The following is a 14,065-nucleotide window of genomic DNA, read 5'->3' on the forward strand; positions in this document are numbered from 1 at the left end:
TCCCCTGTTTTCGTGACGCCCGTCAGGCGGCGACGAGGCGCATCGCGACGAACTGCACGCGACGACGCAGCTCGTCGACGGTGTCGTCGAAGGCGGCGGGGGTGGCCGCGACGGCCGGGTCGCGGATCGACCAGTGCACATCGTCGATGCCGCCGAGCTTCTCGTGCGCGCGGTCGCACACGGTGATGAGGTAATCGCCGGGTCGGGCGACCGCCTGCAGCGGGCGCGGGCGCGCGTCGGACGCCAGCACGATTCCATGCCTCTCGGCGGCGGCGACGGCGCCGGGGTTCACCTGTGCGCCGGGGTCGATCCCGGCGGAGACCGCCTCGATGGCGCTCGCGGCGTTCCACAGGGCCTCCGCCAGCTGGGAGCGGGCGGAGTTCGCCGTGCAGATGAACACCACCCGTCCGCGCACGCGGACCGGCTCGGGTGCGAGCGTGTCGAAGACCTCGGGGACCAGTCGCACGTAGCTGCGTCGGCCATCGGACTCCGACCTGCTCTTGCGCACGACCCCGCGATCCACCAGGACGCCGAGATGGAAGGCGACGAGATTGGATGCCATCCCCAGGGCGCGGGAGATCTCACTGGGGGCGAGATCGCCGTGGGCGAGCAGGTCGACGATGCGTAGGCGACCGGGATCGGCGAGCGCGGCGAAGGCGTCGGCACGCCGTTGCAGCTGGCCCATTACCACTCCCGAGGACTCGACGCCAGGCGCCGACGCTCACGAATTTTCCTCAATATCGTTTGAGGCAAAGACGGAGGTCACCCGCGCGGTGAGGTCAGCCTAATGCGCGAGGTCACCGGATCGGAGGAACCCGTGGGAATCGGAAGCGGCATCGCCCTGTTCGTCATCGGCGCCATCCTGGCGTTCGCGGTCGACATCGACCTCGGCGGGACTGTCGATCTCGCTCTCATCGGCTACATCCTCATGGTCGCCGGCGCCGTGGTGTTCGTCTTGAGCCTCGTCCTGATGCTGCGTCGCCGCTCGACCGTCTCCACGACTCGCACCGTCGTCGACCCGGCGAGCGGCGAAAGCGTGACGAGCCGCCGCGTCAGCGACAGCGGCGACCCGATCGCCTGAGACCGATGAGCTACGCTCCGGCCCTCGTGGCGCCGCAGACCGGTGATGTGCTCGACGCGCGTTACCGGCTCGCCGAACGCCTCGGTGCGGGTGCCATGGGGCGCGTCTACCGCGCACGCGACGAGGTGCTGCGACGCGACGTCGCGGTGAAGGTGTACGACGCCGAGCCGCGCGACGACCTCGATCCGGGGCGGCGAGCCGCCGAAGCACGGGCGCTCGCGAGCCTCGATCACCCCTCGCTCGTCACCCTCTATGACGCCCGCGTCACCGGCGACGGCCCCGCCTATCTCGTGATGGAACTCGTCCCCGGACGCACCCTGCAGCACCGCATCGAGACGGGACCGATGTCGTCCGCCGAGGTGGCGGCGATCGTGCACGACCTCGCCGACGCCCTCGCCACCGTCCACGCAGCAGGCATCGTGCATCGCGACATCAAGCCCTCGAACGTCCTGCTGCGCACACCGCTGCGTCGGTCCGACCCCCCGACCGCGGTCCTCGCCGACTTCGGCGTCGCGCATCTGCTCGACGCTCCCCGCCTGACCGCCCCGGGCATGATCATCGGAACCGCCGCCTACCTGGCCCCCGAGCAGGTGCGCGGCGAAGCGCCGCAGGCCGCCTCCGACGTCTACGCGCTCGGGCTGCTCACGATCGAGATGCTCACGCGCCTGCACCCCTTCCACGGCGCGACGATCGAGGAGACGGTGCTGGCGCGCCTTCACCGTCAGCCCGTCGTCCCCGGCGACCACGGGTACCCGTGGAAGTCGCTGCTGACCGCGATGACCTCGCCCGAACCGCGCGAGCGACCGACAGCAGACGAGGTGGCCGCCCGGGCGGCGACTATCGGGGCCACCTCCGCGGTGCGCCCCTCGCCTCGCCGCGAGGCGCGGGCGCGAATGCTCGCGGAGGCCACCGCCACCGCTCCCACGCTCACGCTGGCAGACCTGGCCGAAGCGAACGACGCGGCAGAAGACGCCCCCGAGGGGGCTGTCGCCACGCGCCGCGGTCGTCCGCGCGGCGGACGGCCAGGCGCCCACGGGCGACCGACCGGCGCCGCGGCGATGCTGACCGGCATCCACGCTCTCCTGGCCCTGTTCGGGGACAAGCCGACGACGATCGGGGGTGACGCGTCCGAGGCGGCACCTATCGCGCGCGCGTCCGCGGGTCCATCGCCTCGCGCAGCGACTCCCCCAGCAGCGTGAAGCCCAGCGCGGTGACCGCGATGCAGATGCCGGGGAGGAAGGCCAGCCACGGCGCGATCGCGAGCTCGGCCTGCGCGTAGGTCAGCATGCGGCCCCACTCCGCGGTCTGCGGAAGGCCGCCGCCGAGGCCCAGGAACGACAGTGCCGCGGCGTCGATCACGGCGGTCGCCAGCGTGAGCGTTCCCTGCACGATCACCGGCCCCACGCTGTTGGGCAGCACGTGGGTCATGGTGATCGAGCGGCGGCTGAGGCCCAGCGTCTGCGCCGACAGCACGTAGTCGGCCCCGCGCTGCTGCAGCATCGAGGCCCGCAAGAGGCGTGCGAACACCGGCACCTGCGAGGCGCCGATGGCGATCATGATCGCGAGCTGGCTCTGCCCGAGGATCGCGGCGATCGACACGGCGAGCAGCAGGTTCGGCACCGACAGCAGGATGTCGACGAAGCGCATGACGAGCGCGTCGACCCAGCCGCCGAACATCCCGGCCAGCAGGCCCAGCAGCATGCCGCCGATGAGGCCGAGAGCGGTGGAGATCACGCCGATCTGCAGCGACGCCTGCGCGCCCCAGATGAGCTTGGACAGCACGTCGCCGCCGAAGCGGTCCAGGCCCAGCGGGAACTCGGCCATCTCGCCCGGCCCGGGGATGTCGGTGGGCGTGATGAAGCGCTGGCCGGGCAGCGACTCGGCCGGGTAGGGCGCGAGGAGAGGTGCGAGGGCCGCGACGAGCAGGAACGCGAGCACGATGATCGCGCCGATCCAGGCGACCGGGCTGCGCCGCAGTCGCTGGAAGACGTCGTGCCAGAACCCGCCGCGCGCCTGGGCGGCGAGCAACTGCGCGTCGACCACGGCGTTGTCGTCCACGGGGCCGCCGCTGGGGGCGGGAGGGAGGATCGAAGAGCTCACTGGACTCTCACTCTCGGGTCGATGACGCTGTACGACAGGTCGACCAGCAGGTTGATGAGGGCGTACGCGATCGCGATGAAGATGATGAAGCCCTGCAGCACGGGGAAGTCGCGCGTGAAGATCGCCCGCGCGAGGAACTGCCCGATGCCGGGGAAGGCGAACACCGTCTCGGTCAGCACGGCGCCGGAGATGAGCAGACCCGCCTGCAGACCCACGGTCGTGACCACCGGCAGCATGGCGTTGCGCAGGATGAAGCGATTGCGCAGCGTCCCGGTCCCGATCCCCTTCGCCCTTCCCGTGCGCACGTAGTCGGCATTCTGCACCTCGAGCACCGAGGCGCGGGTGATGCGCACGATGATCGCGAGCGGGATCGTGCCGAGAGCGAGGGCCGGCAGGATCAGGTGCAGGATGGCATCCCACGACGCGTCGAACTCGCCCGTGATCAGGCCGTCGAAGACGTAGAGGTTCGTGTAGTGGGTGGCGTCGATTCGGGGGTCCTGTCGCCCGTCGGAGGGCAGCCAGCCCAACTGCACGGCGAAGACGTACTTGAGGATGAACGCCAGGAAGAAGACCGGGATCGTGATGCCGATGAGGCTCAGCACGACGGCGGTGTGATCCCACACTTTCCCGTGCCGGCGCGCTGCCCAATAGCCGAGCGGGATGCCGATGCCCACCGCCACGATGAGCGCGGCGATGGAGAGCTCGAGGGTCGCGGGGAATCGGCGCACGAACTCCTCCAGCACGGGTCGGCCCGTCTGGATCGAGGAGCCGAAGTCACCGGTGAGCAGCCGGCCGAGCCAGGTGAAGTACTGCACGTAGAGCGGTTCGTTGAAGCCGTAGAGCTCGTTGATGCGCGCGACGGCCTCCGGCGTCGCACGCTCACCCAGCAGCGCGACGGCGGGGCCGCCCGGCAGAGCGCGCACCCAGGCGAAGAGGAGGACGGACAGACCGAAGAGGGTCGGGATGAGCAGGAGCAGACCGCCTGCCGATGGTGCGGAGCACGGGTTCTCACAGGGTGTCGGGAGCGGGGGACGCGGGACACCGCGGGTTCTGCCGCCTCGACGGCGCAGAACCCGCGGCATCCGGATCACTCGCTGAGCGTGATCTCGTTGTAGACCTCGTCCTGCACGGGGCTGGCGGGGTAGGAGGTCACGCGGGGCGCGAACGCCAGCGTCGGCACCGGGTTGGCGAGCGGGACGCCGGGCAAGAACGTCGCGATCTGCTCGTTCACCGCCTGATAGGCCGGGTCCTGCTCGGCTTCTGTCGCGAGCCCGCGTGCCGAGGTGAGGGCCGAGAACAGCTCGGCGTTGTCGAAGCCCCACTCGTTGGAGGCGGCGCCGAAGAACGTGCCCACGAAGTTGTCGGGGTCGTTGTAGTCGCCGGTCCATCCCAGCAGGTGGATGCCGTGGTCGCTGCCGCCCTGGATGAGGTCGAGGTACTCGCCCCACTCGTTCGACACCGGGTTGACGACGATCCCCACGGCCTGCAGCTGCGACTGCAGGTTGGTGAAGATCTGCTCGGGGTTCGGCATGTAGGGCCGCGAGATGTTGACCGGGTAGTTGAAGGTCAACGTGAGCGGGTTGGCCTCGGTGTAGCCCGCTTCGGCGAGGAGCGCCTTGGCGGCATCCTGATCGAAGTCGTAGGTGGTGACGCCGGAGTTGAAGCCGATGACGCTGTCGGGCATGAACTGGGATGCCACGGTCGTGCCCTCGGGAAGGACCTGGGTGACCAGCTGCTCCTTGTCGACGGCGTGGGCGATGGCCTGGCGCACGCGGATGTCGGCGAGCGCCGGGTTCGCCTGGTTCATGCCGAGGTACAGGATGTTGAACGGGTCGCGGTTGACGAGCGTGTAGCCCGCGGTCTCGAGAGCGCCGAGGTCGGCGGGGGCGACGAGGTCGTAGCCGTCGATCGAGCCGGACTCGAGCGCCTGGCGCCGGGCGGTGGTGTCGCCGATCACGCGGAAGATGACCTGCTGCACCTGACCCTGCTCGCCCCAGTAGCCGTCGTAGGCGCTGACCGTCGCCTGGGCGCCGGGCTCCCACGAGTCGAATCTGAAGGGACCGGTCCCGGTGGGGTGCGCCTGGGCGTACTCGCTGAGGGTCGGTGCCTCGGAGGTGCCGCCGACCTCGTCGGCGGAGTACTCCTGCAGGGCGGTGGGGCTCTGGATCGCGAACGCCGGGAGCGAGAGCGCCGGGATGAAGCCGGCGAAGGGCTCGGTGAGGGTGATCGTGACCTCGGTGGGGCTCGCCGCCTCGCAGCCGCCGTAGATCGAGGTGCCGGTGTCGGCGTAGCCGCGCATGATCTTGCCCCAGTAGTAGGACAGGCTCTCGGACTGCGCGATGCCGGTGAAATCGTTCTGCCGGTCGAAGGTGAAGCAGACGGCGTCGGCGTTGAACTCCGTGCCGTCGTGGAAGGTCACGCCGTCTTTGAGCTGGAAGGTGTACGACAGGCCGTCGGCGGACTGCTCCCAGCTCTCGGCGAGCAGGGGCGCGGGGTCGGCCGTGCCGGGCGCCACGCCGACGAGACCCTCGAAGATCTGCCGCGAGATGCGGAACGACTCGCCGTCGCTCGCGAAGGCGGGGTCGAGGCTGGACGGGTCGCCGGACGCGCCGAAGACGAAGGTGGAGTCGACGTCACCGCCGGCGTCGCCGCCGCCGTTGTCGTCGCGCTGACTCGTGCAGCCCGACAGGGCGAGCGCACCGATGGCGATGGTCGCACCGGCCGCGAGCACGCGGGAACGGAGATTTCCGAGCATTTTCGTTTGTGCCTTCCGGGGGGAGGAAAGGAGCAGAACCGACGGCGCTGTCACGACGTCGTGCCGCGCTCCGCTTGCTGTGTTCTGACGACCGTACAGGGCGGGTGGCATCTCGCCCATTGCCCGTGTGTATCGATCGTGTTTCGGCCGCTCGGCATGCTGCTCGCTCGGGCGCACCCTCGGCGCGCATTCCGCTCACACCGCGACCACCGGGATCAACACCCTGCGCGATGCAACGCGCGATTCCTCGACGGGCCACGGGAGCGGAGGGCAGGGCCTACCGTGGGAGTCATGGCCCGCATGCGCATCGAACCCGACGACGCCCCCACCGCGCGATTGTCGGACGGCTCGACCGCGCGGGTGGCGCCGTCGGGCTTCGTCTCCGGCTTCGAGCTCGTCGTCGACGGCACGCCGCAGTCGCACGTCGACCTCGACGACCCCACGCATCTGCACTTCGAGTACGTCGCACGCATGGGTGCGGTGATCGATCGCCTGAGGATGCCGGGACAGCCCCTCACCGCGGTTCACCTGGGCGCGGGAGCGCTGACGCTCCCCCGCTACGTCGAGGCGACGCGGCCGGGGTCGCGTCAACAGGTCGTCGAGCTGGAACCGGCGCTGTGGGATCTCGTCCGCGAGAACCTCCCCCTCCCCCGTGGTGCGGCGGTGCGGGTGCGCATCGGTGACGCCCGGGCCGGACTCTCGCGCCTGCCCGCGGGCCTGAACGGTGCCGTCGACCTGCTGGTGAGCGATGTCTACTCGGGTGCGCAGACGCCGGCGCATCTGACCACGGTGGAGTTCTACCGCGAGGCCGCACGACTGCTCGCGCCCGACGGCGTGCTGCTGGTGAACGTGTCGGACGGCCCGGGCCTCGCCTTCGCCCGGCGCCAGGTGGCCACGGTGCGCGAGGTGCTGCCCGAGGTCATCGTGCTCGCCGAGGTGCAGGTGCTCAAGGGACGCCGCTTCGGCAATCTCGTGGTCGCCGCCTCGGCCGCGCCCCTCCCGGTCGCATGGCTCCCGCGTCTCATGGCGGCCGGCCCGCACCCGGCCAAAGTCGCGCAGGGCGCTGAGATCGAGGAGTTCATGCGGGGAGCGCGAGCCGTCACGGACGCCGACGCGACGCCGTCGCCGAAGCCCTCGGCATCCATCTTCGAGCGCTGACCGCGTGGCGCGTACGCTCTCGGCGGCGGGGCGACGCAGACTGGAAGCCCTGCCCGACCGAGAGGAGCGACGGTGAGCTATATCCACGGGTACGACCCCGACACGTTGCGCGAGATCACCGACTCTCGTGAGTGCGCGGAGCGGCTCGAGGAGATCGGCTCGCAGCGGAGCCTGCACGCCCTGCTCGAGCGCGTGTGGCTGCTGAAGGTGCTCGACCGTTTCGACGAGGCCCTCGCCATCTCCGACCAGTCGGTGCGGGTCGCCCGCATGGCCGGCACTCGCCGCGATCTGCTGCGCGCGCGCATCCTGCACGCCACGATCCTGCAGTGCCGCGGGGCCTACGCCGCCGCCGAGCAGGAGCTGACGATGTGCGCCGACGAGGCCGAGGGCCAGGGCTGGGCTGGCATCGCCGCCTTCGCCCTGCAGCACCGCGGCAAGGTGCACTACGACGAGGGCGACTACGAAGCCGCCCGCCGCGACTTCAAGCAAGCGCTGTTCCTGCGCCAGAACGCGGGCGCGACCGACGCGCAGCTCGAGTCGACGCTGCTGGCCATCGACGCGGCCGACCGGCGCCGCGCGCGCGAGGTCGTCGCGAGCTGAATGTCGTAGGCCTCGCTTAGTCTCCCGCCATGTCCGATCTGCAGCGCGTCCGCGTCTGGGCCGAGGCGTTGATCGCCCTGCACCTCGACGCGTCCTGGACCTTCGCGTTCGACAACGCCAAACGTCGCGCCGGCCTCTGCGACTACGGGCGCAAACGCATCAGCGTCTCGAGGTATCTCACCGCGCGCTACGACGACGACACCAACCACCAGACCCTGCTGCACGAGATCGCCCACGCACTCGCCGGCGCCGCGGCGGGGCACGGACCGGCCTGGAAGCGCACGGCGCAAGAGCTCGGCTACGTCGGCGGCACGACGCACGCGGGCGAGACGGCTACCGAGCTCGCCCCCTGGGTCGGCACCTGCCCCGCCGGGCACGTCGCCTACCGGCACCGCAAGGCCACGCGTCCGACCTCGTGCGCGAAGTGCGCTCCCACGTTCGACCCGCGTTTCGCCCTGTCGTGGGTGCGGCGCGAGATCTCACCCGCTGCCAGGCTCGCGGCCTCGACGCCGCGCTGACCACGACCCGCCGCACCGACGGCGCGCCCCCGACCCGAGGGGTCAGACCGCGACGAAAGCCCCGTCCCGCAGCACCGGGACCACCGACGCCGCATCGCGCGCCGCCGCCGCCAGCACGGCGTCGCGACCCACGTCCGCGGCGAGCGCGCGGCCCGTCCCACTGGCGGTGAGCAGGTGGCGCACGGCACCGGAGAGGGCGCGGAAGCCTTCGCCCGCGACGGCGGCGTCGGGCGAGGCATGGTCGATGCCCAGGTCGCCCAGCCCGGCGATGACGGCACCGGCGCCGAGCAGGTCTTCCACGGCGAAGCGCAGGGTCGCGGCATCGCCGTCGTCGAGGTACCCCGCGGCGACGAGGGCGATGCTCGTGCGCTCTCCGCGCGAGCGCTGCAGCTCGAGCACGTGCGCGGCGACGGCCGCGGCGTTGCGCAGGCCACCCACGACGACGTGCGCACCGGTGTCGGCGGCCGCACGGGCCAGGACGACGGCCGCGTCGTCGTCGTCGGCCACGTCGAGCGACGCGCCCGCCTCGACGGCGTCGATCGCGTGGGCCGAGAGGCCGAGCGTCTGGACCACGACCACCACGTGCGCGGGCGTGAGCCGGGCCAGACCCGCGGCACCCCAGTCCAGACGTACCTGGTAGTCGGACTGGGCGAGGGCGGGGTCGTTCGGCATCCTCCGAGCCTATGACCCGGCCTCATCCCCCGCGTGTTCGTCAAGCGATACACGCGATGACGAGCGCGTCGGGCACGATCGTTGCATGCGGATCCTGCTGAAGTTCGTCATCGACTGCGACGCGGATGCCGCGTGGCGTGCGCTGCACTCTCCGCGCGCGGTCGCGGAACTGTACGGCCCCCTCCTCGCGGTCGATGCGCTCGGAACGACGCCCACGTTGTTCGAGTCCGGCGACGACGTGCCCGTGCAGATGAGCGTCGCGGGTATCGTGCCGGTCGGACGTCAACTGATCTCGGTGTCCGATCGCGACACCCGCGACGGCGACGGCCGGGTACGCGTGTTCCGCGATTGGGGCGTACCGCTGACGGGCCCCCTGGCCGTCCTCGACGTCTGGGACCATCAGATGGCCGTATCGGCGGCACCCGGCGACCCCGCCCGCACGCTGTGGCGCGAGCGTCTGACCATCGGCGGCGCCGCCGCTCCCGTGCTATGGCCGGGCCTGTGGGCCATGTGGCAGTGGCGCGCGGGCCGCATCCGCGCTCTCGCCCCGACCTGGGCCCACGACCCCGAGCCCGCGGCATCGCCCTCCTCGCTATGACCGGAGTGCACGTGCGTGCCGCGGTATCGGACGACGGGGGCGATATCGCGCGCGTGCACGCGCAGAGCTGGAACGAGGCGCACCGCGGCCACGTGCCCGATGCGCTCAGCGATCTGGTCGATGTCGAGCTGTCGGCGAATCGGTGGCGTGCCCGCCTGTCGGGCGAGGCGCTCGACGACGGGCAGCCGTTGGGGCCGGCGTGGGTGGCCGTCGTCGAGGAGCGCATCGTCGGCTTCGCCTCGGCCGGTCCGAGCCGCGACGACGACGTCGCGGACGGGGCGCGCGAGCTGTACGCCCTGTACGTCCTCGCGGAGCACTATGGAACCGGGGCGGGCGCCGCGCTGCTCGACGCGGCGCTGGGCGGGGGCGGTGGCACCGCCTGGGTGCTGCGCGACAACCCTCGCGCGCACGCCTTCTACGCCAAACACGGGTTCTCACCCGACGGCTCGACGCGGCGCGACGACCGCTTCGGCGAGCCGGTGCACGAGGTACGCCTGGTCCGCGGTGGCGACGCCGCCGCACGGCCGTGAGGGCACCGCAGCCGACGAGGGTGTTCGCCGCGGCCGGTGCGGGTGAGACGGCCCCCTCGGGCTCAGACCAGGCCGTGCCGGTGGGCGAAGACGACGAGCTGCACGCGGTCCCGCAGCGCGAGCTTGGTCAGCACTCGGCTGATGTGCGTCTTCACCGTCGCCTCGGACAGGAACTCCTTCTCGGCGATCTCGGCGTTGCTCAACCCGGTGGCGGCGAGCGCGAAGATCTCCCGCTCGCGGTCGGTCAGCGAGCGGTAGCTGTCGGGGACCGGCTCGACCCCGCCTCCGTCGGCGATGTGGGCGAACAGCTCGCGCGTCGCTTCGGCGGCGATGACGGCGGAGCCCGCGTGCACGGTGCGCACCGCCGAGAGCAGGAACTCGGGTTCGGAGTCCTTCAGGAGGAAGCCGCTCGCGCCCCGCTGGATGGCCCGCGCCGCCGCCTCGTCGAGGTCGAACGTGGTGAGCACCACCACGCGCGGCGCGTCGGGCTCGCGGAGGATCTCAGCCGTCGCCGTCAGGCCGTCCATCACGGGCATGCGCACGTCCATGAGCACGAGGTCGGGCCGCGTCGCGCGAACCACCTCGATACCCTCACGCCCGTCGGAGGCCTCGCCCACCACCACCAGGTCGGGCTGCGAGTCGATCACCATGCGGATACCCGCGCGGAACAGGGCTTGATCGTCGACGAGGACGATGCGGACGGGGGTGCTCACGCTGACGGCTCCTTCCCCAGGTCACGGGGGATCCGGCATCCACTCTGCCCGTCACCACGCACCGGGGCGAATCGCGCGCTCACGCCGGACGCCCGATCGGCAGGGCCGCCCGCACGACGAACTCCCCGTACTCGGGTTCGGCCGACAGCCGCCCGCCGACCAGCTGCGCCCGCTCGCGCATGCCGATCAGACCGTGACCGGCCGTCGCCGCGACGGGGGCGGATGCCGTGGCACGGGCGTTTCGGACCGAGAGCTCGACCCGGTCGGGCCACCAGCCCAGGTGTACGCGCACGCGGGGATCGCCCCCGTGCCGCAGGGCGTTCGTCAGCGCCTCCTGCAGGATGCGGTAGACGGCGAGCTGGATGGCGGCCGGGGGCTCGCCCGGCGGAGTCGGATCGACCTCGACGGCGACGTCGAGACCGGCGGCCCGCATGCGGGCGAAGAGCGTGTCGATGTCGGCGAGGGTGGGCTGCGGTCCCTCGGCCTGGCTGTGCCGCAGCTGCGTCAGCAGCAGGCGCACGTCGCTCAACGCGGCGCGCGCGGTGGAGGAGATCGTCGACAGCGCCGCCGCCGTCGCCTGCGGGTCGGCGGCGGCGACGTATCGCGCGCCATCGGCCTGCGCGATGACCACGGCGAGGGAGTGGGCGACCACGTCGTGCATGTCGCGCGCGATGCGCACGCGCTGCTGCTCGGCGATGGTCTCGGCCTCGGCCGCCCGCTGCGCGCGGCTGTTGGCCGCCGCCCGGGTGGCGGTGCGCACGAGAGCTCCCGACACCCACGCGAGCATGAGCGCGAAGCCCGAGGCCAGCAGCAGTGCGCCCGCGGCGAACCAGTCGCTCGCCGTCAGGGGCTCGGTGAGTCCCCGGCCGATGAGATACACCGGCACGACGACCGCACCGGCGATGGCCGAGGCGAAGCCCACCCAGAACACGCGGCGGGTGCCGTAGGCGGCCGTGGTGTACAGCACGGCGAAGATCGCGAGATCGGTGGGCGACGGCTGGCGCCCGAAGGCCATCTGCAGCACCGCACCCACCCACGCCAGGATGAGCGCGATCGCCGGTTGCAGCCGGCGCATCGCGACGGCGGCGGTCAGGGCGACGGCGACCAGGACCGCCCCCACGCCGTTCGCCGCGCCGACGTCGGCGCCGATGAGGGCACCGGACCGGCTGCCGGCAAGCTCGACGGCGACGGCCAGCAGACCGAATACCGCGGCGATGCCGAAGTCGGTGAGGAGTTGGTAGCGCTGGAGCGGGCGGAGAGGGAGCATCGCGGCCACGCTACGCGCCGCGGTGGGGGCTCGGCATCCGCCGGGCGATGTATCTCGCTCGGGAGGGTGACTATCCCGGGAAATCCGCCGGCTCGATGGGGCGGGCCTCGAAGAAGGTCTGCAGCACCACGGTCGTCCGCGTGTTCACCTGCGCGGCGGCCCGGATGTCGCGGATGAGGGACTCCAGATCGCGCGGGGTCGGTACGCGCACGAAGAGCATGTACGCCGCTTCTCCCGCGATCGAGTGGCACGCCTCGATGGCCGTAAGGTGCGCGAGCAGCTCGGGGGCGTTGTCGGGCTGGGCGGGGTCGAGCGGGGTGATCTCGACGAAGGCCGCGAGCGGGCGCCCGAGGGCCTCGGCGTCGAGCACCGGACGATACCCGCGAACGATGCCACGGGCCTCGAGGCGGCGCAGGCGCGACTGCACGGCCGAGACCGACAGCCCCACCCGCTCGGACAGGTGCGCCAGCGTGGCGCGCGCGTCGAGCGAGATCTCACGGACGATCGCCGCGTCGACGGAGTCCTCCAGGCGCGCGGGGCGAGCGGGGGCCTCTGTCATGGGCTCGACAGTATCAGGGCGGCGAGGGACGCCTCTGGCGTGACCCGTAAGTTTTCCACTACTATGCCGTTCTAGCAGTAATATTTACAGTTCCGATCGGAGGATGCCATGACAATCGCGACGCCCGCCCGTTCCGCGCCCGATTCGCTCGGTGACGTCACCGTCGACACGATCGAGCATTCCCCCGCGTGGACGCAGCTGAAGAGCGCGGCCACCGCCCTGCAGGACCTGCAGGCCGGCGACGGATCCATCGCCGACACGGCCGCCGCGAGCCCCCTCCTCGACGATGTCGTCGAGGCGATCGAGACGCTCGCCCCCCTCTTCCCCCACGACGCGGCCTACCTGCGCGCGTCGATCGCCGACTTCCGGCGCTGGCGCGAGCAGGGGCTCGGTGTGCCCGACTTCCTCGACTCACTCGTGGCGTTCCAACCGCAGGAGCACCGCGTGGACGGCATCCGTCACCTGGTCGTGTTCCCCATGTACACCCAGAACGGCTCACCCGACCGGCACGTCGAAGCGCTGCTCGTCGAAGCGATCTGGCCCGAGTTCATCGCACGACTCGAGACCGAGTACACCAACCGCCTCTTCGTCTCGCTGCGCCTGATCGACTTCACCCCCGGTTACGACACGAACTCCGCCGTGCTGTTCCCCGAGACCGTCGCGATGCGCGAGATCCCGACGTTCACGTGGGGCGCGATCTTCCAGGACCGCGAGGCCGCCCGCTACCGCCGCGTCACCCGCGCCGCCGCCGACATCACCAAGCTCGAGATGCCGGCCACCGCCGCCCGTCTGCTCGATGACCAGGAGCTCGCCGAGCAGACCTTCGTCATGTGGGACCTGATCCACGACCGCACCCACATGCGCGGCGATCTGCCCTTCGATCCGTTCATGATCAAGCAGCGGATGCCGTTCTTCCTCTACTCGCTGGAGGAGCTGCGGTGCGACCTCACCGCGTTTCGAGAGTGCGTTTCGCTGCAGACCCGCCTGTCGGCCCGCGACGATCTGGATGCCGCGGAGCACGCGATGCGCGAACACGCCGAGCTCGTGCAGTACGCCGTGATCTTCGACCGCATCTTCCGCTTCGCCATCACGGGCTCGCGCGTGCGCAACTACGACGGACTCGGCGGTCAGCTGCTGTTCGCCTGGCTGCACCAGCGCCGCGTGCTGCACTGGACCGACACCTCCCTCGCGTTCGACTGGGACGAGGTTCCCGCCGCGGTCGTCGCCCTCGCCGACGCGATCGACGAGCTCTATTGGCGCTCGATCGACCGCCCGAAGACCGCCCATTGGCTCGCCGCCTACGACCTCGTACGGTCCGTCGTGACTCCGCACCCCGCCTCCGCGTGGGCGCGAGGCCTGTCGGACGAGGTGCTCGCCGGACTGCCGAAGGGGTACACCGACGCCGTGCTCGACGACGAGTTCCCCCTGTCGATGTTCTTCGAGGCGCTCGAGAAGAAGATGCGCCCGGTGATCGCGTCGACCGCGGGTATCCGCGGGGCCGACTGAGCGCGAGA

Annotated in this window: 15 protein-coding genes and 1 pseudogene; 8 read left to right on the forward strand and 8 right to left on the reverse strand. The window is 71.3% G+C overall.

The window, feature by feature from the left end:
- Nucleotides 1–22 precede the first annotated feature (22 nt).
- On the reverse strand, nt 23–685 hold the full coding sequence (locus tag QE412_RS09695; protein ID WP_307482809.1) for an arsenate reductase/protein-tyrosine-phosphatase family protein: 663 nt from the start codon (nt 683–685) through the stop codon (nt 23–25).
- Between the two features lie 132 nt (nt 686–817).
- Here QE412_RS09695 and QE412_RS09700 point away from each other — a divergent pair, with 132 nt between their 5' ends.
- Together QE412_RS09700 and QE412_RS09705 are read left to right on the forward strand one after the other, a co-directional pair.
- On the forward strand, nt 818–1,081 hold the full coding sequence (locus tag QE412_RS09700) for a DUF6458 family protein (RefSeq protein ID WP_307482811.1): 264 nt from the start codon (nt 818–820) through the stop codon (nt 1,079–1,081).
- A gap of 5 nt (nt 1,082–1,086) precedes the next feature.
- Nucleotides 1,087–2,280: a serine/threonine-protein kinase gene (locus QE412_RS09705; RefSeq protein WP_307482814.1), complete on the forward strand. Its 1,194-nt coding sequence runs from the start codon at nt 1,087–1,089 to the stop codon at nt 2,278–2,280.
- On the opposite strand, the gene QE412_RS09710 is transcribed toward QE412_RS09705, so the two are convergent.
- The 3 genes and pseudogenes from QE412_RS09710 to QE412_RS09720 form a co-directional block, all read right to left on the reverse strand.
- Nucleotides 2,222–3,181 (reverse strand): ABC transporter permease, encoded by a 960-nt coding sequence (locus QE412_RS09710; RefSeq protein ID WP_373426544.1) that lies wholly within the window; start codon nt 3,179–3,181, stop codon nt 2,222–2,224. The two genes, QE412_RS09705 and QE412_RS09710, sit on opposite strands and share 59 nt — an antisense overlap.
- Nucleotides 3,178–4,183: pseudogene (locus QE412_RS09715) on the reverse strand (ABC transporter permease). Before QE412_RS09715 ends, QE412_RS09710 begins: the two are co-directional and overlap by 4 nt.
- A gap of 85 nt (nt 4,184–4,268) precedes the next feature.
- On the reverse strand, nt 4,269–5,936 hold the full coding sequence (locus QE412_RS09720) for an ABC transporter substrate-binding protein (RefSeq protein ID WP_307482817.1): 1,668 nt from the start codon (nt 5,934–5,936) through the stop codon (nt 4,269–4,271).
- A 291-nt stretch (nt 5,937–6,227) separates the two neighbouring features.
- Between QE412_RS09720 and QE412_RS09725 the strand changes: the two genes are divergently transcribed.
- From QE412_RS09725 to QE412_RS09735, 3 genes are all read left to right on the forward strand, one after another.
- A complete protein-coding gene (locus QE412_RS09725) occupies nt 6,228–7,094 on the forward strand; it encodes a spermidine synthase (RefSeq protein WP_307482820.1) in 867 nt (288 codons plus the stop codon).
- Nucleotides 7,095–7,166: 72 nt separating this feature from the next.
- Nucleotides 7,167–7,694, forward strand: coding sequence for a hypothetical protein (locus tag QE412_RS09730; protein ID WP_307482823.1), 528 nt, complete (start codon nt 7,167–7,169; stop codon nt 7,692–7,694).
- Between the two features lie 29 nt (nt 7,695–7,723).
- Complete coding sequence (locus QE412_RS09735) at nt 7,724–8,212, forward strand: SprT-like domain-containing protein (protein WP_307482826.1); 489 nt, start codon at nt 7,724–7,726, stop codon at nt 8,210–8,212.
- Between the two features lie 42 nt (nt 8,213–8,254).
- On the opposite strand, the gene QE412_RS09740 is transcribed toward QE412_RS09735, so the two are convergent.
- On the reverse strand, nt 8,255–8,884 hold the full coding sequence (locus QE412_RS09740) for a 2-phosphosulfolactate phosphatase (RefSeq protein WP_307482829.1): 630 nt from the start codon (nt 8,882–8,884) through the stop codon (nt 8,255–8,257).
- 85 nt (nt 8,885–8,969) lie between these two features.
- Between QE412_RS09740 and QE412_RS09745 the strand changes: the two genes are divergently transcribed.
- Complete coding sequence (locus QE412_RS09745; protein ID WP_307482831.1) at nt 8,970–9,482, forward strand: hypothetical protein; 513 nt, start codon at nt 8,970–8,972, stop codon at nt 9,480–9,482.
- The gene (locus tag QE412_RS09750) at nt 9,479–10,012 is read left to right on the forward strand and encodes a GNAT family N-acetyltransferase (protein WP_307482833.1); all 534 of its coding nucleotides are present in this window, start codon (nt 9,479–9,481) and stop codon (nt 10,010–10,012) included. Before QE412_RS09745 ends, QE412_RS09750 begins: the two co-directional genes overlap by 4 nt.
- 62 nt (nt 10,013–10,074) lie before the next feature.
- Here QE412_RS09750 and QE412_RS09755 read toward each other — a convergent pair whose 3' ends face one another.
- The 3 genes from QE412_RS09755 to QE412_RS09765 form a co-directional block, all read right to left on the reverse strand.
- Nucleotides 10,075–10,725 (reverse strand): response regulator, encoded by a 651-nt coding sequence (locus QE412_RS09755; protein WP_307482839.1) that lies wholly within the window; start codon nt 10,723–10,725, stop codon nt 10,075–10,077.
- 79 nt (nt 10,726–10,804) lie between these two features.
- On the reverse strand, nt 10,805–11,992 hold the full coding sequence (locus QE412_RS09760) for a sensor histidine kinase (RefSeq protein WP_307482840.1): 1,188 nt from the start codon (nt 11,990–11,992) through the stop codon (nt 10,805–10,807).
- Between the two features lie 70 nt (nt 11,993–12,062).
- A complete protein-coding gene (locus QE412_RS09765; protein WP_373426573.1) occupies nt 12,063–12,521 on the reverse strand; it encodes an Lrp/AsnC family transcriptional regulator in 459 nt (152 codons plus the stop codon).
- 138 nt (nt 12,522–12,659) lie between these two features.
- Here QE412_RS09765 and QE412_RS09770 point away from each other — a divergent pair, with 138 nt between their 5' ends.
- Entirely contained in the window at nt 12,660–14,057 is a 1,398-nt protein-coding gene (locus QE412_RS09770) for a DUF6421 family protein (RefSeq protein ID WP_307482844.1), read from the forward strand.
- Nucleotides 14,058–14,065 lie beyond the last annotated feature (8 nt).

Origin of the sequence: Microbacterium trichothecenolyticum (assembly GCF_030818955.1) — a bacterium.
Taxonomy (GTDB): Bacteria; Actinomycetota; Actinomycetes; order Actinomycetales; family Microbacteriaceae; genus Microbacterium; species Microbacterium trichothecenolyticum_B.